Source organism: Polaromonas sp. P1_G1, from assembly GCF_056405595.1.
On sequence record NZ_JBFUBU010000053.1, the window covers coordinates 1 to 17,670 of the forward strand.

Annotated in this window: 22 protein-coding genes; 10 read left to right on the plus strand and 12 right to left on the minus strand. The window is 64.6% G+C overall.

Annotated features, from left to right (window positions below; genetic code table 11):
* Positions 1-149: 149 nt before the first annotated feature.
* Positions 150-776: a LysE family translocator gene (locus AC1D1Y_RS22115; RefSeq protein ID WP_477684234.1), complete on the minus strand. Its 627-nt coding sequence runs from the start codon at positions 774-776 to the stop codon at positions 150-152.
* 94 nt (positions 777-870) lie between these two features.
* Here AC1D1Y_RS22115 and AC1D1Y_RS22120 point away from each other — a divergent pair, with 94 nt between their 5' ends.
* The gene (locus AC1D1Y_RS22120) at positions 871-1,551 is read left to right on the plus strand and encodes a DNA-3-methyladenine glycosylase I (protein ID WP_477684235.1); all 681 of its coding nucleotides are present in this window, start codon (positions 871-873) and stop codon (positions 1,549-1,551) included.
* A 1-nt stretch (position 1,552) separates the two neighbouring features.
* On the opposite strand, the gene AC1D1Y_RS22125 is transcribed toward AC1D1Y_RS22120, so the two are convergent.
* From AC1D1Y_RS22125 to AC1D1Y_RS22140, 4 genes are all read right to left on the minus strand, one after another.
* Positions 1,553-2,527: a magnesium and cobalt transport protein CorA gene (locus AC1D1Y_RS22125; protein ID WP_477684236.1), complete on the minus strand. Its 975-nt coding sequence runs from the start codon at positions 2,525-2,527 to the stop codon at positions 1,553-1,555.
* A 68-nt stretch (positions 2,528-2,595) separates the two neighbouring features.
* The gene (locus AC1D1Y_RS22130) at positions 2,596-3,069 is read right to left on the minus strand and encodes a MaoC family dehydratase (protein ID WP_477684237.1); all 474 of its coding nucleotides are present in this window, start codon (positions 3,067-3,069) and stop codon (positions 2,596-2,598) included.
* Between the two features lie 31 nt (positions 3,070-3,100).
* Positions 3,101-4,378, minus strand: a complete 1,278-nt coding sequence (locus AC1D1Y_RS22135; protein WP_477684238.1) for an MFS transporter — start codon at positions 4,376-4,378, stop codon at positions 3,101-3,103.
* Entirely contained in the window at positions 4,371-4,850 is a 480-nt protein-coding gene (locus tag AC1D1Y_RS22140) for a MarR family winged helix-turn-helix transcriptional regulator (protein ID WP_477684239.1), read from the minus strand. Before AC1D1Y_RS22140 ends, AC1D1Y_RS22135 begins: the two co-directional genes overlap by 8 nt.
* Positions 4,851-4,889: 39 nt before the next feature.
* Between AC1D1Y_RS22140 and AC1D1Y_RS22145 the strand changes: the two genes are divergently transcribed.
* The 3 genes from AC1D1Y_RS22145 (at position 4,890) to AC1D1Y_RS22155 (ending at position 6,552) form a co-directional block, all read left to right on the plus strand.
* Positions 4,890-5,447, plus strand: coding sequence for a PaaI family thioesterase (locus tag AC1D1Y_RS22145; RefSeq protein WP_477684240.1), 558 nt, complete (start codon positions 4,890-4,892; stop codon positions 5,445-5,447).
* 127 nt (positions 5,448-5,574) lie between these two features.
* Positions 5,575-6,078, plus strand: coding sequence for a GNAT family N-acetyltransferase (locus tag AC1D1Y_RS22150; RefSeq protein ID WP_477684241.1), 504 nt, complete (start codon positions 5,575-5,577; stop codon positions 6,076-6,078).
* 12 nt (positions 6,079-6,090) lie between these two features.
* Positions 6,091-6,552, plus strand: a complete 462-nt coding sequence (locus AC1D1Y_RS22155) for an NUDIX hydrolase (protein WP_477684242.1) — start codon at positions 6,091-6,093, stop codon at positions 6,550-6,552.
* Positions 6,553-6,582: 30 nt separating this feature from the next.
* Here AC1D1Y_RS22155 and AC1D1Y_RS22160 read toward each other — a convergent pair whose 3' ends face one another.
* Positions 6,583-7,308, minus strand: coding sequence for a purine nucleoside phosphorylase YfiH/LACC1 family protein (locus AC1D1Y_RS22160; RefSeq protein WP_477684243.1), 726 nt, complete (start codon positions 7,306-7,308; stop codon positions 6,583-6,585).
* A 222-nt stretch (positions 7,309-7,530) separates the two neighbouring features.
* The gene (locus tag AC1D1Y_RS22165) at positions 7,531-8,406 is read right to left on the minus strand and encodes an MBL fold metallo-hydrolase (RefSeq protein WP_477684244.1); all 876 of its coding nucleotides are present in this window, start codon (positions 8,404-8,406) and stop codon (positions 7,531-7,533) included.
* 94 nt (positions 8,407-8,500) lie between these two features.
* On the opposite strand from AC1D1Y_RS22165, the gene AC1D1Y_RS22170 reads away from it, so the two are divergent.
* From AC1D1Y_RS22170 to gloA, 4 genes are all read left to right on the plus strand, one after another.
* The gene (locus tag AC1D1Y_RS22170; RefSeq protein ID WP_477684245.1) at positions 8,501-8,830 is read left to right on the plus strand and encodes an ArsR/SmtB family transcription factor; all 330 of its coding nucleotides are present in this window, start codon (positions 8,501-8,503) and stop codon (positions 8,828-8,830) included.
* The gene (locus AC1D1Y_RS22175) at positions 8,827-9,261 is read left to right on the plus strand and encodes a YeeE/YedE family protein (RefSeq protein ID WP_477684246.1); all 435 of its coding nucleotides are present in this window, start codon (positions 8,827-8,829) and stop codon (positions 9,259-9,261) included. Before AC1D1Y_RS22170 ends, AC1D1Y_RS22175 begins: the two co-directional genes overlap by 4 nt.
* Before the next feature lie 10 nt (positions 9,262-9,271).
* Positions 9,272-9,688, plus strand: a complete 417-nt coding sequence (locus AC1D1Y_RS22180) for a DUF6691 family protein (protein ID WP_477684247.1) — start codon at positions 9,272-9,274, stop codon at positions 9,686-9,688.
* Between the two features lie 70 nt (positions 9,689-9,758).
* Entirely contained in the window at positions 9,759-10,169 is a 411-nt protein-coding gene (gene gloA, locus AC1D1Y_RS22185) for a lactoylglutathione lyase (protein ID WP_477684248.1), read from the plus strand.
* 3 nt (positions 10,170-10,172) lie between these two features.
* Here the strand turns inward: gloA and eda are convergent, their stop codons facing one another.
* The 3 genes from eda to AC1D1Y_RS22200 all read right to left on the minus strand — a co-directional run bounded on the left by eda (position 10,173) and on the right by AC1D1Y_RS22200 (position 13,448).
* Positions 10,173-10,832, minus strand: coding sequence for a bifunctional 4-hydroxy-2-oxoglutarate aldolase/2-dehydro-3-deoxy-phosphogluconate aldolase (gene eda, locus AC1D1Y_RS22190; RefSeq protein WP_477684249.1), 660 nt, complete (start codon positions 10,830-10,832; stop codon positions 10,173-10,175).
* Positions 10,823-12,640 (minus strand): phosphogluconate dehydratase, encoded by a 1,818-nt coding sequence (edd, locus tag AC1D1Y_RS22195; protein ID WP_477684250.1) that lies wholly within the window; start codon positions 12,638-12,640, stop codon positions 10,823-10,825. Before edd ends, eda begins: the two co-directional genes overlap by 10 nt.
* Before the next feature lie 211 nt (positions 12,641-12,851).
* A complete protein-coding gene (locus AC1D1Y_RS22200) occupies positions 12,852-13,448 on the minus strand; it encodes an OmpA family protein (protein WP_477684251.1) in 597 nt (198 codons plus the stop codon).
* 109 nt (positions 13,449-13,557) lie between these two features.
* On the opposite strand from AC1D1Y_RS22200, the gene AC1D1Y_RS22205 reads away from it, so the two are divergent.
* Both AC1D1Y_RS22205 and AC1D1Y_RS22210 read left to right on the plus strand, forming a co-directional pair.
* Complete coding sequence (locus AC1D1Y_RS22205) at positions 13,558-14,106, plus strand: gamma-glutamylcyclotransferase (RefSeq protein ID WP_477684267.1); 549 nt, start codon at positions 13,558-13,560, stop codon at positions 14,104-14,106.
* A gap of 194 nt (positions 14,107-14,300) precedes the next feature.
* Positions 14,301-14,816: a superoxide dismutase family protein gene (locus tag AC1D1Y_RS22210; RefSeq protein ID WP_477684252.1), complete on the plus strand. Its 516-nt coding sequence runs from the start codon at positions 14,301-14,303 to the stop codon at positions 14,814-14,816.
* On the opposite strand, the gene AC1D1Y_RS22215 is transcribed toward AC1D1Y_RS22210, so the two are convergent.
* Together AC1D1Y_RS22215 and AC1D1Y_RS22220 are read right to left on the minus strand one after the other, a co-directional pair.
* Positions 14,813-15,373, minus strand: a complete 561-nt coding sequence (locus tag AC1D1Y_RS22215) for a nucleotidyltransferase family protein (protein ID WP_477684253.1) — start codon at positions 15,371-15,373, stop codon at positions 14,813-14,815. The genes AC1D1Y_RS22210 and AC1D1Y_RS22215 overlap by 4 nt on opposite strands.
* Entirely contained in the window at positions 15,373-17,667 is a 2,295-nt protein-coding gene (locus tag AC1D1Y_RS22220; protein ID WP_477684254.1) for a xanthine dehydrogenase family protein molybdopterin-binding subunit, read from the minus strand. The genes AC1D1Y_RS22215 and AC1D1Y_RS22220 overlap by 1 nt, the downstream gene beginning before the upstream one ends.
* Positions 17,668-17,670: the final 3 nt, after the last annotated feature.

The window sequence follows — 17,670 nt, forward strand, 5'->3', positions numbered from 1 at the left end:
GAGCAAACCCCGCGCGCGTAGCGCGCCTTTTGGCGAACAAAAGAAAACCCGCTTTGCGGGTTTCGCTAAAAGTGAGTAGCTGCCGGGCTACCCCCGGCCAGCAACCCTATGCAGAGGGCAGGAGCGCGCAAACCGGCGCAAGACCCGGGTCAGGCCGGCCGCCGAGCCAACAAAGCCCAAACCCCAGCCATAGACAACAACGACCCACCCGCAAAATTAAACCGCCGCTGCGCCCGCGGCGAAGCCAGCAAGCTACGAGCCGAGGCAGCAAACACCGCATACAAGGTGGCATTGAGACTGGCCATCACCACAAAGGTCGTAGCAAGCACCCACAGCTGGCGAGTGACGTCGGCAGCCGGGTTGATGAACTGCGGAAGGAAGGCCACAAAAAACACAATCCCCTTGGGGTTGAGCGCGGTGACCAGATAAGTGTTGCCAAACAGCTTCCACAAGGAACCAGGGGCTTCGGGCGCCGCGGCCTGCATGGGTGAAATGCCGGCACGCAAGAGCTTGATGCCCAGGTAGAGCAGGTACAGGCCGCCGGCCCACTTGACCACCGTGAACCAGAAGGCCGATGCCGCCAGCAGCGCGCCCAGGCCGAACAGCGACACCACCAGCGCCGTTGAATCACCCAGCGCAACGGCGGCAACCAGCGGAATGTTGGCCCTCTTGCCATGCGCCATCGAATAGCTGATGACCGTGAGGATGGTCGGGCCGGGAATGATGAGCAGGACGGCGGTTGCGGCGACAAAAGCGAGCCAGAGCTGAAGGGACATGGTGCGTGTTTCCGAAGTTGCGGGGCCATGAAGCCATGAAGGGGGATTGGGTTTCATGATAACGCCGGCCACCCGCATCTGCCTAAAATCGCCCATGCCTTCCGCCACCCCACCCAAGCCCCCCGCAACAGCCGCATCGCCCGCCGCGGGCCTTTTTACCGACGACAGCCGCACCACGCGTTGCGCCTGGTGCCAGGCCACGCCGATCTACCGCAACTACCACGACAGCGAATGGGGTTTCCCGGTCGACGACGAGCGCCGGCTGTTCGAGAAGATCTGCCTCGAAGGTTTCCAGGCAGGCCTGAGCTGGCTGACGATTCTGAACAAGCGCGACTCCTTTCGCAGTGCCTTCGCCAACTTCGACGCCGAGCAGGTAGCCCGATTCGACGCGCGCGACATCAAGCGACTCGTCAACGACGCCGGCATCGTTCGCCACGCGGGCAAGATCGCCTCGACCATCAACAACGCACAGCGTGTGATCGAGCTGCGCAAAGAGTTCGGCTCGCTGGGCGCTTTTGTCTGGCGACTGGAACCGGAGGCCAAAAACCGGCCCGCGCGCATCACGCACGAGGCCGTCAAAGCCATGCCCACCTCGCCGGCCTCGACCACGCTGTCCAAGGACCTCAAAAAACGCGGCTGGACTTTTGTGGGGCCGACGACGATGTACGCCTTCATGCAGGCCATGGGACTGGTCAACGACCACCTTGAAGGCTGCGCGAGCCGCAAGGCCGCGCTGGCGGCGCGCAAGGCGTTCGCCCCACCCCAGGTGTCGTAAGTTATAGCCAGCGGGCGCGCTTGAAGCGCCAGTAGAGCAACGAACACGCCACCACAATCATGCTGATGGCCATGAGGTAGCCGTAGCGCCATTTAAGTTCGGGCATGGCTTCGAAGTTCATGCCCCAAATGCCGGCAAAGGCCGTGCAGACCGCAAAGATACTGGCCCAGGCCGCGAGCTTCTTGGTCACTTCGCTTTCCTCGATGGTCACCATCGCCAGGTTCACCTGGATGGCCGTGCCAATCGTGTCGCGCATGTTCTCGATCAGCGCATTGATGCGCGTCAAATGATCGACGACGTCGCGGAAATAATCCTGCACGCCGGCGCAGATCTGCGGCACGCGGCCGCCGTACAACTTACTGGCACCTTCGAGCAACGGTGCGACCGCATGCTTGAGCACCATCACGCTGCCCTTGAGTTCGTAGAGCCGTTCGATGTTCTTGCGAGCGGCGCCGGGCGTGAAGATTTCTTTCTCTATCAGTTCCAGTTCGGTTTCGAGTTCGTCGAGAACGGGAAAGTAGCGATCCACCACGGCGTCCATCAGGGCATACAGCACGAAACCAGAGCCGTGGCGCAGCAGCTCGGGCTCGCGCTCGCAGCGTTCACGCACGCCCAGAAAGCCCTTGTTGCTGCGGTTGCGCACCGAGAGCACATAGTTCTTGCCGGTGAACACGTCGACCTCGCCGACGTGAAGCTCACCCGGCTTGTCGGTGGAAGGCTCGATCAGGTGCAGCACCGAGAACAACGAGGCGCCGTATTCTTCGATCTTGGGCCGCTGGTGGCCGTGCCGGGCGTCTTCGACCGCCAGTTCATGCAGGCCGAACTCCTCGCGCATTTCCTCAAGCTCTTCCGGCGTGGCGTCTTGCAGCGCCACCCAGACAAAAGCATCAGGCCGGCAGATGTAGTCGCTGATCTCGCTGACCGGGATGTCGGCGAGCTTGGTGCCGTTCTGGTAAACCACGCAGTTGATAAGCATTTTTTATATCCCGCAAGTTGCCTGCCTGCTTGGATTCTGTCACAGCGGCCATCGGGCACAAGCCCAGCTCAGACAGCTTTACGCGGCACCACCAGCTTGTAGGTCGACTGCTGCAGCACGTCACCGTGCTGGTTGAGTGTCTGGCTGCGCACCACCACCCGGCCCCGGTCGGGCCGCGACGCCGAGGGGGTCACGCTGACTACCTCGGTCTCAACATGCAGCACGTCGCCGGGACGCGTGGGCTTGGGCCAACTGATTTCGCCACCCGCGCCTATGATGCCGCCGGCCAGCGGCAGGCCGCCGCCCACCAGCAAGCGCATGGTGATCGCTGCCGTGTGCCAGCCACTGGCGGCCAGGCCGCCGAACAGCGTGGCCTTGGCCGCTTCGTGGTCCAGGTGGAAAGGCTGAGGATCGAACTGGGTAGCAAAGGCGACGATCTGCGCTTCGTCGAGCGCATGTTCACCGCTCACGAAACGGTCACCAGCCTGCAGGTCGTCAAGGTAGCGTGACGTGGTGGCGCCGGTTTCAGGCCGTGTGCTCATCTTCTGGTTTTCCTGAATGCAAGCCGCCGGCTCATGCAGCGGCCTTGGCAGCCATCTGCCTCGGCAGCAGCGCCTCGCGTATCGGCAGGTTCACCAGCGCGGCGCCAACGGCCAGCACGATATCGATGTACCAGACCCAGTCGTAGCTGCCCGTGGCCTGGAACACATAGCCGCCCAGGAAGGCCCCCAGGAAGCCGCCCACCTGGTGCGACAGCATGACCACGCCGAACAGCATGGCCATGTTGGCCGTGCCGAACATCTTCGCGACCAGGCCCACTGTGGGGGGAACGGTCGACAGGAAGGTCACGCCCATGACGGCGGCAAAGATCAGCATCACGGCCGGTGTCTTGGGCGCCAGCAGGAAGATGAGCACGGCCAGTCCACGCGTTGCGTACAGCAGGGCCAGCAGGGACTTCATGCGCCACCGCCCCACGGCCCAGCCCATGGACAGGCTGCCGACGATGTTGAACAGGCCAATCATCGCGAGCGACCAGCCGCCGATTTCAGGCGGCAGGCCGCAGGCCGCCACCACGCCGGGCAGGTGCGTGGCCAGAAACGCGACGTGGAAGCCGCAGACCAGAAAGCCGGCGGCCAGGTAGCGGTAGCTGGGCGTGGCGATCGCTTGGCTGATGGCCTGGCGCGCACTGAGCGCTTTGGTGCCTGAGGCTGCGGCCGCCTGCGCCGCCAGCGCTTTGGAGTTGCCCTTGAGCACCAGCACCGCCGGCACAGCCAGCAGCACCAGCGCGCCCAGCCACTGCATCGCGCTGGCCCAGCCGACCGCGGCAGTGAGGCCGATGGCAATCGGCGCCATCGCGAACTGGCCGAAGGAGCCGCCCGCGTTGACGATGCCCGTGGCCAGGCCGCGCTTTTCCGGCGCCACCAGGCGTGTGCTGGCGGCCATCAGCACCGAGGGGCCGGCCATGCCGGCGCCGCCCGCGGCCAGCACGCCGATGGCAAAGATCAGCCCGGCCGTGCTGGTCATCAGCGGCGTGATGATGGTGCCCACGGCCACCAGCAGCACGCCCAGGAAGATCACGCGGCCGGTGCCTATGCGGTCGGCCACCGCGCCGGCAAAGGGCTGCGTCAGCCCCCACCAGAGCTGGCCGAAGGCGAAGGCCAGGCTGATGCTGCCTATGCCCAGCGCGGTCGAGGTATTGAGCGCCGAGAGGAAGAGGCCCATGGTCTGGCGCACGCCCATGGTCAGGGCAAAGGTGCCGCCGGCGGCCAGCAGCACCAGCCACATGGCGATATGGCGCGCGGCGGGGGGTGGAGCTGCAGCGGCGGAACTGGAAGGCAGGGGTTTATTCATCGTCGGCTCCTGATTCGATGGGGGATAAAAGTTCCAGGGATTCATTGATCAGTGTGTGCAGCGCCAGCACCCTTTCGGCGCCCAGCAGCGCGTTCAGCTGCTCTTGCGCCACCTTCCAGCGCGAGCGGGCTTCATCGCGCTTGGCGCGGCCCGCGTCGCTCAACACCACGGTACGGCTGCGCGCGTCGCTGCCCGCGGTGAGTTCTATCCAGCCGGCGTCTATCAGGGGCTTGAGGTTGCGCGTCAAGGTGGAGGCGCTCATCTTCATGCCGCGCGCCAGCTCACCGGGCCGCATGGGACCCAGCTTGAGGACATAGCTCAACAGCGAATACTGGGTGGTCTTCAACCCCGCCTTGGCCATCTCGAGGTCGTAGTGGTGCGCGACGCGGCGCATCAGCTGGCGCAACTTCAGGTTGGTGCAGCCCTGCACCTTGAGTTCGGCCTGGGTTGACAGGCGGCTTTTCTCGTTCATAATTTGATTGTAGCTACAACTATTGCATATGCAACACTTATGAACAATATGACCCCACAAGACACATTGACTCAGTGGATGGAACAGAGCGCCGCAGTGCGCGACCGCATGGAAAAAGGCGGCGGCCGGCCGGGCCTGGCGCGGCCGGAAGACGTGGCCGGCAAAACCGGCATGGAAGTCATGACCGCCATGCTGGCCGGCAAACTGCCCTACCCTTACATCGCCGAAACGCTGGACTTCGCGCTGATCGAGATCGAGCCCGGCAAGGCTGTGTTCCAGGGCACGCCGCAGCTCAAGCACTACAACCCGCTGGGCACGGTGCACGGCGGCTGGTACGCCACGCTCCTCGATTCCGCCGTGGGCTGCGCCGTGCACACCATGATGCCCGCGGGCCGGGCCTACACCACGGCCGAACTCAGCATCAACATCGTGCGCGCCGCCTCGCACAAGACCGGGCCGCTGCGCGCCATAGGCACCGTGATCCACTGCGGCCGCCAGCTCGCCACCGCCGAAGGCCGCATCGTCGGGCCGGACGGCAAGTTGTATGCGCATGCGACCACGACTTGCCTGGTGTTTGAGGTGCCGGGGCAAAAGTAGCACCGGCAAGGCCTGCAGTGGCTACAGCAATAACAGCCTGCGGTGCCGCACGCGCCGCCGCTGGTTGCCCCTGCCGTTTTAGAATCCGGCCTGCCCTTCCTTCAGAGCCGCCATGGACGCACCTACATTGAGCGCCGCAATTTATGTTCGCCGCCCCGTCCTTGCCGACGAGCGCGCGTTTCTTTCCGCAGCGCGCGCCAGCCGCAAGCTGCATCACCCATGGACGGCCGCGCCGGACACACCGGCCCTGTTTCGCGCCTACATCGAGCGCATGCGCTTGCCGGCCAACAGCGCGTTCCTCATTTACCGCCGCGACACCCACGCTTTGGTGGGCGTCATCAACATTACAAATATCGTCCTGGGCCTGTTTCGCAGCGGCTACCTTGGCTACTATGCTTTCGCGGGGCATGAACGGCAAGGCCTCATGCGACAGGGGCTGCGGGCCGCCGTGGGGCACGCATTCAAGTCACTCAAGCTGCACCGCCTGGAAGCGAATATCCAGCCGGCGAACGCGGCCTCTATTGCCCTGGTTGCTTCCTGCGGATTCACGCAAGAAGGGTACTCACCGCGCTACCTGAAGGTCGGCGGCCGCTGGCGAGACCACGAGCGCTGGGCCATCCTGGCCTCATAGTGCAATCCCCAGATGAGGCTTCCGTTCTCTGTCCAGGTATTTCTTGTTGCCAGGCAGGGATCAGCCTGGTCTGTTCTCCTGCTTCAACGCAACGCGCGGCCGGAACTCGGCTTGCCGGACTTCTGGCAGGGCGTTTCCGGCGCGCTGGAACCGGGGGAGTCCTACGAGGCAGCGGCGATTCGCGAAGTGTATGAAGAAACCGCCATCAAACTCACGTCCGCAAACGACACCGGTTTCGAGCAGGTTTTCCCCATCAGGCCGGAATGGCGTGAAACCTACGGACCGGAGCCGGCGCAGGTGCGGGAAAAGGTTTTCTATGCGGTAGTTCCGGAACAAATCCAGCCCGAGCTCTCGCACGAACACAAGGCATTTCGTTGGTGCAGCGAAGCGCAATCTCTTGCACTGCTCACCTTCGCCAACAATGCACAGTGCGCCCAGGCGGTGTTCCGGGCCCTTAATGAGGCGAAAACGTAAGCCTTCCTCAATCCACCCGGCCATCCACCACTACAGCCCGTCGATCGCGGATCGTTGAACGGATTTTCCGCAGCCCCTTCGGTAGCTGAGAAAGCCTGGCTGCGTGTTTCCTTTTTCGTCCATCACCGTGCTGCAAATGGTGCACGCGTTGACATCCGAGAACGCGCCGAATCCGCAAGCCTGCAATTGCCACCCTATCAACGACGGGAGATCCAGTTTCCGATGGGTGGGCTCAATCAGGTGCCTGGGCAAGGGGAATCTGGCGGCAAATCTTTCGATCAATTCCGCAGACACTTCATAACAACAAGGGCGCGCGCCTGGCCCGAGTGCCGCGACCCAGTTTCTAGGATGATCCCCGTTCCTTGATATCAGGTCTGCGGCCTCCTTTACGATGCCGCCCAAGGCCCCACGCCAGCCCACGTGAATCGCCATGACGGCTGCCCCATCCGAGCGCGCCAGCAAAACCGGAAAGCAATCCGCGTTGGCAATCGTCAGCAATAAATTGGCCGTTGTCGTAAAAAGCCCGTCGGCTTCCCCAACCTCGCTTTTCTTTTCGTGGACGATGCAAATCCGCACACTGTGGACTTGCGTCTTGACAGGGCGGTCATTCCAGTACGGAGCCGCGAATTGCGGCAAAGGCTCTGCCATGTTGCCGAAGCCGTGATGGATATTTGGGATTTTTGACAGTAGAGGGCTGACGAGCAATTTGGCGCTCCAATCTGGAAGTACATAACATCCTGCAATCGCGGCATTCACGGTTTTCGATGACTGATGAATTGGATCCGAGCCACAAGCCAGTAGTTACTGTATCAATACAGGGCCAGCGAGGAAAAGCCAAAAACCACCGGCTATCCCCACTAGGGGAGTTTGTCCTAACAAACCACAATGACGATGTGGGCCGGACGCTTCTGCGCGAACCGATGCCATCTCGCTCTGGTATCAGCCGAAAAGAAAGCGTGCCAACGCATCGATGAGGAACTAGGCAACTCCCAACGCATTGACTGGAATCTTGAGATAGCTGACACCATTTCCCTCAGGCGGCGGCAGGCCGCCCGCGCGGATATTGACCTGGACGGAAGGAAGCATCAGCGTGGGCATTTCGAGCGTGGCGTCCCTGGCCGCGCGCATGGCCACAAAAGCATCTTCGGAAATACCGTCACTCACGTGGATGTTGGCCTTGCGCTGCTCGTCCACCGTCGTTTCCCATTGAGGCGCGCGTTCGCCAGGTGGGTAGTCGTGGCAGACAAAGATCCGGGTTTGCCCCGGCAACAGCAGCAGCTTGCGGATGGAGCGGTACAGCTGGCGGGCGTCGCCACCCGGGAAGTCGGCCCGCGCAGTGCCCACGTCGGACATGAAGAGTGTGTCGCCCACAAACACCGCGTCACCCGCCAGGTAGGCCATGTCCGCGGGCGTGTGGCCAGGCACGTGCAGCGCGGTCATCTCCACGTCGCCTATCGCGAATGTCTCGCCGTCCTTGAACAGGTGGTCGAACTGGCTGCCGTCCGGTGCGAATAAAGACTCCAGGTTGAAGATTTTCTTGAACGTGGACTGCACGGTGCGTATGTGTTCGCCAATGGCAATCTGGCCGCCGGTGCGCGCCTTCAGGTAATGGGCTGCCGACAGATGATCGGCGTGTGCATGGGTTTCCAGAATCCACTCGACGTGAAGGCCTTGTTGTTCCACATAGGCCAACACATGGTCAGCCAGCTCCGTGCTGGTGCGCCCCGACTTGAAGTCATAGCCGAGCACCGGGTCGATGATGGCCGCCTGTCCCGTGCCGCGATCCGCCACGACATAGGTGACAGTCCCGGTCGCGGTATCAAAAAAAGCCTGGGGATCGAGAGGGATTTGCATGGACCGGGTTCCTTCATTCAAGGCGTGCGTCACTACATTATATATTTACATATAATATCAAGCAGTCCCATCAAGCAGCCGCCAGCGCATAGCCATGACTTCCTCCTCTCCTGTTTTAGACACCGGGCAACTTCGCAAGGCTACCGCGCAAGCCGTGGGTGCACTGAAGGCACTTGCCAATGAAGACCGGTTGCTGCTGCTCTGCCAGCTTTCGCAGGGCGAGCGCTGCGTGAGCGAACTGGAGCAGGACCTGGGCATACGCCAACCCACGCTCTCGCAGCAGCTCGGTGTGCTGCGCAATGAAGGCGTGATCACCCCGCGCCGGGACGGCAAGAACATTTATTACCGCGTGGCCGAACCCGGGACGCTGGAAATCCTGGCGCTGCTCTACCGCCTCTACTGCCCTGAAGGAGGCCAACGATGACTCTGGACTGGAACGCCTTCACACCCTGGCCCGCACTGGCGGGCGGACTGCTCATAGGCCTGGCCGCCGCGATGTTCGTGCTGCTCAACGGGCGCATCGCCGGCATCAGCGGGATTCTGGGCGGACTGCTCAGACCGATGCGCGGCGACATAGGTTGGCGCGTGGCCTTTATCGCCGGCCTGATGGGTGCGCCGCTGGCCTATGGCATGTTCTCGGCCTTGCCTCGCGTGCAGGTGGATGCCGCTTACGGCGTGCTGGTCGCCGCCGGCTTGCTGGCAGGTGTCGGCACGCGCTATGGCGCGGGCTGCACCAGCGGCCATGGTGTGTGCGGGCTTTCAAGGCTGTCGCCGCGTTCGCTGGTGGCCACGGTGACCTTCATGGGGGCCGGTTTTGCCGTGGTGTTCCTGGCGCGCCATCTGTTCAAGGTTTAGGAGAGAGACCATGCTGCTGCTGTCTTCCCTGCTGGCCGGCCTGGTGTTCGGCCTGGGCCTGATCGTCTCGGGCATGGCCAATCCCGCCAAGGTTCTCGGCTTCCTGGACCTTGCCGGCCCATGGGATCCGTCGCTGGCCTTTGTCATGGCCGGCGCCATTGCCGTGGGCTTCTTCGCTTTCCTGCTGGCTAAAAAAAGGCGCTGCTCCCTGTTGGGCGCCGATATGAAACTGCCGGCCGCAGGCCCTGTGGATCGCAGGCTGCTGGCCGGTAGCGCCCTCTTCGGAATGGGATGGGGGCTTGCCGGTTTTTGCCCCGGCCCGGGCCTGGTGGCCCTTGGCATGGGTGAACCCAAAGCCGCCGTGTTTGTGCTGGCCATGCTGGCCGGCATGGCGGTCTTCGAGCTGCTCGAAAGACGGCGGCCTTAAACGGCACGTAGCCCCGGGGCCATGGAACACGGCTCATGCACGTTCGCGCGCAGCGCAGGATAATCGCCGCATGAGACTCCTACACACCATGCTGCGCGTTGGCAATCTCCAGCGCTCCATTGACTTCTACACCCAGGTGCTGGGCATGAAACTGCTGCGCACCTCGGAAAACCCCGAGTACAAATACAGCCTGGCTTTTGTCGGCTACGGCAACAACCCGGATCATGCAGAGATCGAGCTGACCTACAACTGGGGCACCGAAAGCTACGACATGGGCACGGCCTTCGGCCATATCGCGCTGGGCGTGCCGGACGCTTACGCGGCCTGCGAGAAGATCAAGGCTGCGGGCGGCAATGTCACGCGTGAAGCCGGGCCGGTCAAAGGCGGCACCACCGTGATCGCTTTTGTGACGGACCCGGACGGCTACAAGATCGAGTTGATCCAGCGCGCCGAGAACGCCGCAGGCGCGGGCCTGCGTTAAACGCTAGGCGTCGCGCTGCAGCCGGCAGGCCTGCTGCGCCAGCGCCGTCACCTGCGTCCAGTCACCGCGCGCCAGCACATCGGATGGCGTAAGCCAGGAGCCGCCCACGCAAATCACATTCGGCAGGCTTAAAAATTCCGCGGCGTTGGCCGTGGAGACGCCGCCCGTGGGGCAAAAGCGCACATCTCCGAAGGGACCGCTCCAGGCCTTGAGCATGGCCGGGCCGCCGGCCTGCATGGCGGGGAAAAACTTCAGTTCGGTCAGGCCGTCTTCCTGGGCCATCATGATTTCGCTCCCGGTGGCGACACCGGGCAACAGCGGCAGGCCGGCATCGCGGCAGGCCTGGCCCACGGCATGGGTATAGCCCGGGCTCACTGCAAAACGCGCGCCGGCCATGGCGCAGGCCTGGGCGTCGGCGGCGCTGCGCACTGTCCCCGCGCCCACCACGGCCTCGGGCACGTCGCGCGCGATGGCTTCGATGCAGGCCAGCGCCTRCGGCGTGCGCAGCGTGACCTCGAGCATGCGGATGCCGCCGGCCACCAGCGCGCGCGCCAGCAGCACGGCCTGCTTGGCATCGCTGAGCACGATGACGGGAATCACCGGCGCATCCTGCATCACCTGCAGGGCGGTCAGCTTGCCGCTGAGATTGATGGTCACATCCACGATAAAGCTCCTTCTTCAGCCGTCAGCGCGTGGCGGCGCATGCCGGTAAACAGTTCACGGCCCATGCCGACGGCATTGCCTGCGCGCAAGCCGGTGGGCATGGTTTCCACAGGCCGAGCGGACCATTCCGCTTCGGCCACCAATACATTAAGTTCGCCGGTGACGGCGTCCACGCGCACCAGGTCGCCGTCGCGCACCCTGGCCAGCGGGCCGCCGGCGGCGGCTTCGGGCGACACATGGATGGCGGCAGGCACCTTGCCCGAGGCGCCGCTCATGCGGCCGTCGGTGACCAGCGCGACCTTGAAGCCCTTGCCCTGCAGCACCGCCAGTGGCGGCGTGAGCTTGTGCAGCTCGGGCATGCCGTTGGCCTGCGGGCCCTGCCAGCGCACCACGCAGACCACGTCGCGATCGAGTTCGCCAGCGTTAAAGGCCAGGTGCAGGGCTTCCTGCGAATCAAACACACGGGCCGGCGCTTCGATGACATGCCGGTCGTCGGGCACGGCGGAAACCTTGATGACGCTGCGGCCCAGGTTGCCCTGCAGCAGCTTGAGCCCGCCGGTGGGGCTGAAAGGTTTGGCGACTGGACGAACGATGGACTCATCCTTGGACGCACCCAGTTCGTGCCAAGCCAGCGCGGCACCGGCCATCGCCGGCTCGCGTGTGTATTCGCGTATGCCGCCTTCGCGCACCGTGAGCACGTCTTCGTGCATGAAGCCCGCGTCCAGCAGTTCGCGGATGATGAGGCCCGGGCCGCCGGCTGCCTGGAACTGGTTCACATCGGCGCTGCCGTTGGGGTAGACGTGGGCCAGCGTGGGCACGACGTCGGAAAGGTCGGAGAAATCGTTCCAGTCGATCACGATGCCGGCCGAATGCGCCACGGCCACCCAATGGATCAAATGGTTGGTGGAGCCGCCGGTCGCCAGCAGCGCGACCATCGCATTCACGATGGCTTTCTCATCAACGATCAAACCAATGGGCGCGAAACGTTTCGCCTTGACGATGCCCAGCACGGTGCGGGCCGATTCACGCGTGAGTTCTTCACGCAGGGCGTTGCCTGGGTTCACAAAGGCGGTGCCGGGCACATGCAGGCCCATGGCTTCGAGCAGCAGCTGGTTGCTGTTGGCCGTTCCGTAGAAGGTGCAGGTGCCAGGGCTGTGGTAGCTCTTGAGTTCGGCGTCGAGCAAGCCCTCGCGCCCCACCAGGCCTTGCGCGGCCTGCTCGCGCACATGGGCTTTTTCTTTGTTGGACAGCCCCGACGGCATGGGCCCGGCCGGCACAAAGACCGTGGGCAGATGGCCGAACTGCAAAGCGCCTATCAGCAGGCCCGGCACGATCTTGTCGCATACGCCCAGCATCAGCGCCGCGTCGAACATGWCGTGCGACAACGCCACGGCGGTGGCCATGGCGATCACGTCGCGGCTGAACAGGCTGAGCTCCATGCCGCTGGTGCCCTGGGTCACGCCGTCGCACATGGCCGGCACGCCGCCGGCCACCTGGGCCGTCGCGCCCTGCTTGCGCGCCTCGTCCTTGATCAGCGCCGGATAGCCCTGCAGCGGCACGTGCGCCGACAGCATGTCGTTGTAGGCGGTGACGACGGCGATGTTGGGTGCGCGCTGTGTCACGACCTTGAAGCGGTCGTCCAGCGGAATGCCGGCCACCGCATGCGCGATGTTGGCGCAGCCCATGCGGTCCATGCCGGGATCGCGTGTCGAAGCCGCGTGCAACTGGGCAATGTAGGCCTCGCGCGTGGGACGGCTGCGCGCGGCGATGCGGGCGGTGATGTCTGAGACTTTGGGATGAAGTGCCATGGTGGAGCTTTAGGTCTGGGTGGCGGGGGCTGCCGGAGAGGCGATGTAACTTTATTACTGACTCTATGGTAACGGGTTACCGGCCCCTTTGAGGCGAATGTGGTTACGGTACGGTTACCAAACACAGTCTGCCGCCAGGGCCGCCGGCCCAACGTCGGTTCCCTACCCTTGCCCTTGTCAGCGATGCACTACGCCGCCGGGCGCCTGGCTTTTACTGCAGCGAGATTTCGACGCGGCGCGCCTCGGCGTCGCTGCTCCCGGTCAATTGCTCGGGTTTCTTCAGTTCGATCTGCCGTTCGGGAACACCCGCGGCTTTGAGCGCATCGCGGACGGCCACGGCACGTTGTTTTGCCAGGGCCGCATTTTTGGCGGCGTCGCCCGTTGCGTCGTGAAAGCCCGAGATCACCAGCGTACGGCCGCCCGCCTTGGCGGCCTTGACCAGGTCGGCCATCGCATCTACCGCGCCGGCGGCCAGGTCGGCATTGCCGGAAGCAAAATAAAAGCGCACCACGCTCTGCTCGACCTTGACGCTGGCGGCATCAGCAGCGGCTTGTGAGGCCTGGGAAGCCTGGATGGACTGGGCGACGTCGGAAAGGATGGCGGAAGCAGCAGCGGCAGGCGCCGAAGCTACCGTTGCGGGGGCCGTCGCGGCGACCGCGATGGCGGGAACGGGCGGAGCGCCCGAAGGCTTGGCGCGATGCAGCCGATGCAGGCTGATGCCGATGACCAGCGTCATGACAAAAACAATCAGGCCAAGAACGACCGCCAACACCAGGCCCTGCTGGCCTTCATCGTCCTGAGAAAACATTGCCCGACTCCCGTCACAAAAACTCGGCCCATTGTAAAGTGCGTCTGTGGAAAATTCAGCAAAGCAACTGGCCGGCCCCGGCCTTTCCGTTCCCCGCAACCCCGACCACATGCTGGAGAGCGTCATGCGCGAGTGGGGCGGCAAGAACGACCTGTGGATCTTTGCCTACGCCTCGCTGATCTGGCGCCCGGAGTTCGAGCATGCGGAAGAGCGTTTTGCCACCATCCACGGCTACCACCGCGCGCTGAAAATGTGGAGCCGCGTGAACCGCGGCACGCCGGAATGCCCGGGCCTGGTCTTCGGCCTGCTGCCCGGCGGCAGTTGCAAGGGCATGGCCTTTCGCATCCCGCGCGCGCAGGTGGCCGGCGCTCTGCCCGCCCTGTGGGCGCGCGAGATGCCCAACGGCGTCTACGACCCCAAATGGCTGCGCTGCCAGACCACGCAAGGCGACCTGCGAGCGCTGGCCTTCACGCTGTCCAAGCGCAGCCCCAGCCACACGGGGGTGCTCAGCGAGGACGTCTACCGGCGGATTTTTTCGGATTCCTGCGGGCGCTACGGCACGACACGCGAATATGCGCAACTCACCTATGACAAGCTGAAAACACTGGGCATCCACGATCATGCGCTGGGCAGGCTATTAGCTCTAGTTAGCAGCTAGGAGTCGTTCACAAAACCCAGCGAAGCGGTCCTGGCTAGGCGCGCCGCCGCAGACAGTGCTCCAGCACGGCAAGGCGGCGCAACAACGCCAGGAGGGTTTTGTGATCGGCTCCGGCCTTGCCAGCGCGGGCCATGGGGCCTACAGTGGGCCTTTGATTTTTTCATGTCCCCACCAACTCTTCAGGAGACCGCATCATGATTCATCGTCTGGCGCCGCTCGTAGCGGCCCTTGTGCTCAGCGCCTGCGCATCCACCATGAGCGGCCCGCGCGCCGTGGCACAGCTGCAAAGCACCACCGGCAACAGCGCGGCCGGCACCGTGAACTTCACCCAGAGCGGTGACAAGGTATTGGTCTCGGGCGAGATTCGCGGCCTCAAGCCGAACGCCGAGCACGGCTTTCATGTGCATGAAAAAGGCGATTGCTCCAGCGGCGACGGCATGAGCACCGGCGGCCACTTCAACCCCGGCGGCCAGCCGCACGGCAGCCATTCGGACATGGCCCACCATACCGGCGACCTGCCCAGCCTCAAGGCCGACGCGTCCGGTGTCGCGAAATTCAGCTTTGAATCGAAAACCATCGCCATCGGCAGCGGCATGAACAACATTGTGGGCAAGGGCCTGATCGTGCACCGCGATCCTGACGACTTCAAAACCCAGCCCACCGGCAACTCCGGCCCGCGGCTGGCTTGCGCGGTGATCGCGCTGGTCTAGCGCTGAGCCAGCAAGGCTTCGGCGCGCTGCAGGTCTTGCAGCGTGTCGATGTCGGTCACCGTACCCTCATCGGCGACGTCGATAAAACCAACCGCATTCAGCGCAGCCTGCGCCTGAACCACCGGGGACGCGCCCCGGTTTCCCGTCAATGCCAGCAGCGCCTCGCGGCACGCCGCCGAAAAACCCACCGGGTGGCCGCGTGCCCCATTGAACACGGGCACCACCACCGCATGCCGCGCCAGCGCATCGGCCACCGCCCGCAGCGTGGCGGCTTGCACCAGCGGCAGATCACCCGGCAAGACCAGCCATCCCGAGGCTTCAGGTGTGGCCCGCACGGCGGCCGCGATGCAGTCGCCCATGCCGGGATGCCCCGCATCCTCCAAGTGCCAGGGCAGGCCGCTGGCGGCCACGGCGTCCAGGGTGTGGCGCAGCACCGGCTTGCCGGCCAGCAGCGCCTGCAGCTTGTGCGTGCCGCCGCCGGAGGCGGCAAAGCGCTCCCCCCGGCCCGAGGCCAGCACCAGCACCGTGGGGTCGCCCCTCGCCACGCCTTTGTCCATCACGCCAGTTTAAAAGGCAGCTCGCGCGGCGCCGGTTTGCCCGTGAGCTTGGCGATCGCATTGGCAAAGGCCGGGGCCAGCGGCGGCAGGCCGGGCTCGCCCAGGCCGGTGGGCGCATCGGCGCTGGGTACGATGAACACCGCCACCGTGGGCATGTCGGTGATGCGCGGCACCGGGAAGTCGCCGAAGTTGCTCTGTTCCACCACGCCGTCTTTCAGCGTGATGGCCGCACCCGGCAGGCACATCGACAAGCCCATCAGCGCTGCGCCCTGGACCTGCGCCTCGATGCTGGTCGGGTTGATCGCGAGGTTGCAGTGCACGCCCGCGGTGATGCCGTGCAGCACCGGCGTGTTGTCCTTGACCGAGGCTTCGACCACATAGGCCACCACGGTGTTGAAGGATTCGTGCACCGCCACGCCCCAGGCTCGGCCCGGGGCCAGCGTGCGTTTGCCGTAGCCGGACTTGTCGACCGCCACTTGCAGCGCGGCCGCGTGGCGCGGGTGCTTGCTGCCGAACTGCTTCATGCGGTAGGCCACCGGGTCTTGCCCCGAGCTGCGAGCGATTTCGTCGATCAGCGTTTCCATCACGTAGGCCGTGTGGGTGGAGCCCACGCTGCGCCACCAGAGCACCGGCACGTTGAGCTTGGGGTGGTGCACCGACAGCCGCATCGGGATCTCGTAAGGCTCTTTCATGCCTTCGACCATGGTGCCGTCCACGCCGTCCTTGACCATGAAGGCTTCAAACGGCGTGCCGCCCACGATGGACTGGCCGACGATGACGTGGTCCCAGCCCAGGATCTCGCCCTTTTCGTCGAAGCCGATCTCGGCGCGGTGCACGTGCATGGGACGGTAGTAGCCGCCCTTGATGTCGTCCTCGCGGCTCCACAGCGTGCGCACCGCTGCCGTCAGCCCGGCGCCGCGCGCGGCCCTGGCGACATTGCAGGCCTCCACGACGTAGTCGCTGGTGGCAATCGCGCGGCGGCCGAAACCGCCGCCGGCCATCTGCACATTCATCTTGACGTTCTGCGGCGCCACGCCCAGGGCCTTGGACGCGGCCAGCGTGTCCAGGCCCGGCATCTGCGTGCCCAGCCAGAGCTCGGCTTTGGCGTCCGCGCCCTGGCCGCTGAGCTGCACCGTGCAGTTCAAAGGCTCCATGGGCGCATGGGCCAGGTAGGGGAAAACAAACTCGGCGCTGATTTTTTTAGGCGCCGAAGCCAGCTTGCCGATGTTGTCGTTGTACTTGAGCGCACCGGTCTTTTGCGCCAGCGCGCGGTAGCTCGCGAGCTGCTGCGCGCTGTCGACCTTCTCGACGCCGCTGCTGTCCCATTCGGCCTTGAGCGCATCGCGGCCCTGCTTGGCGGCCCAGTAGCCGTCGGCCACCACGGCCACACCTTCGCCGCCGCGGTCCAGCGGCACGCGCAGCACGGCCTTCACGCCGGGAACGGCCTTGGCCGCGCTGTCATCCAGCGACTTGAGCTTGCCGGCGAACACCGGCGGATGCGCCACCACGGCCGTCAGCATGCCGGGCAGGCGAACGTCGATGCCGTAGCTCTGGCCACCAGTGGATTTGGCGCGTGCATCGAGCCGGCCCGTGGGCTTGCCGATGATGCGGAACTGTTTCGGGTCCTTGAGCGTGACCGCCTCGGGCACCGGCAGCTTCATGGCCGCTTCGGCCAGTTCGCCATAGGTGAGGCGCTTGCCACCGGGGCCGATGACAACACCCTGCTGGGTGCGCAGGCTGCCGGCATCGACGCCCCATTGCGCCGCCGCGGCGGACACCAGCATGGCGCGGGTGCGCGCGCCGAGTTCGCGGTACTGCGTGTAGGAGTTCTTGATCGAGCCCGAGCCGCCCGTGAGGTGCATGCCGAAAGCCGGGTCCACATAGGCGGGGTCGGCATTGCCGTGCTGGCTTTTGACCAGGGCCCAGTCGGCGTCAAGCTCCTCGGCCAGGATCATGGGCAGGCCGGTCTGCACGCCCTGCCCGAAGTCGAGCCGGTTGATGGTGACGGTCACCGTGCCGTCCTTGTCGATGCGCACAAAGGCCGAGGGTTGCTGGGTCGGCTTGAGGCTGGATGCGGCGGGTGTCCCCGCCGTCGCCATGGTTTGCGCTTGCGTGAGCAGCGGAAACGCCCCGAGCGCAAAGCCGCCGGCAGTTGCGACCTTGAGGAAGCTGCGACGCGGCAGCTCGGCATCTGCCATGTTTTTGGTAGCCGCTTGCGCTTTTTGCATGAGGGCCTGCAGGCCTTTTGGCAATTGCGAGGCGATGTCGAAGGTGTCTGTGGAATTGGAATACATGGT

Bases quoted from the DNA above. Each gene is read 5' to 3' on its own strand.
- AC1D1Y_RS22125 (WP_477684236.1), bottom strand. From the start codon at position 2,527: ATGCTTATCAACTGCGTGGTTTACCAGAACGGCACCAAGCTCGCCGAC.
- AC1D1Y_RS22115 (WP_477684234.1), bottom strand. From the start codon at position 776: ATGTCCCTTCAGCTCTGGCTCGCTTTTGTCGCCGCAACCGCCGTCCTG.
- AC1D1Y_RS22145 (WP_477684240.1), top strand. From the start codon at position 4,890: ATGAACAATATGACCCCACAAGACACATTGACTCAGTGGATGGAACAG.
- AC1D1Y_RS22180 (WP_477684247.1), top strand. From the start codon at position 9,272: ATGCTGCTGCTGTCTTCCCTGCTGGCCGGCCTGGTGTTCGGCCTGGGC.
- AC1D1Y_RS22215 (WP_477684253.1), bottom strand. From the start codon at position 15,373: ATGGACAAAGGCGTGGCGAGGGGCGACCCCACGGTGCTGGTGCTGGCC.
- AC1D1Y_RS22155 (WP_477684242.1), top strand. From the start codon at position 6,091: ATGAGGCTTCCGTTCTCTGTCCAGGTATTTCTTGTTGCCAGGCAGGGA.
- gloA (WP_477684248.1), top strand. From the start codon at position 9,759: ATGAGACTCCTACACACCATGCTGCGCGTTGGCAATCTCCAGCGCTCC.
- AC1D1Y_RS22140 (WP_477684239.1), bottom strand. From the start codon at position 4,850: ATGAACGAGAAAAGCCGCCTGTCAACCCAGGCCGAACTCAAGGTGCAG.
- AC1D1Y_RS22205 (WP_477684267.1), top strand. From the start codon at position 13,558: ATGCTGGAGAGCGTCATGCGCGAGTGGGGCGGCAAGAACGACCTGTGG.
- AC1D1Y_RS22210 (WP_477684252.1), top strand. From the start codon at position 14,301: ATGATTCATCGTCTGGCGCCGCTCGTAGCGGCCCTTGTGCTCAGCGCC.
- AC1D1Y_RS22175 (WP_477684246.1), top strand. From the start codon at position 8,827: ATGACTCTGGACTGGAACGCCTTCACACCCTGGCCCGCACTGGCGGGC.
- AC1D1Y_RS22135 (WP_477684238.1), bottom strand. From the start codon at position 4,378: ATGAATAAACCCCTGCCTTCCAGTTCCGCCGCTGCAGCTCCACCCCCC.
- AC1D1Y_RS22120 (WP_477684235.1), top strand. From the start codon at position 871: ATGCCTTCCGCCACCCCACCCAAGCCCCCCGCAACAGCCGCATCGCCC.
- AC1D1Y_RS22170 (WP_477684245.1), top strand. From the start codon at position 8,501: ATGACTTCCTCCTCTCCTGTTTTAGACACCGGGCAACTTCGCAAGGCT.
- AC1D1Y_RS22220 (WP_477684254.1), bottom strand. From the start codon at position 17,667: ATGTATTCCAATTCCACAGACACCTTCGACATCGCCTCGCAATTGCCA.
- AC1D1Y_RS22165 (WP_477684244.1), bottom strand. From the start codon at position 8,406: ATGCAAATCCCTCTCGATCCCCAGGCTTTTTTTGATACCGCGACCGGG.
- AC1D1Y_RS22200 (WP_477684251.1), bottom strand. From the start codon at position 13,448: ATGTTTTCTCAGGACGATGAAGGCCAGCAGGGCCTGGTGTTGGCGGTC.
- AC1D1Y_RS22130 (WP_477684237.1), bottom strand. From the start codon at position 3,069: ATGAGCACACGGCCTGAAACCGGCGCCACCACGTCACGCTACCTTGAC.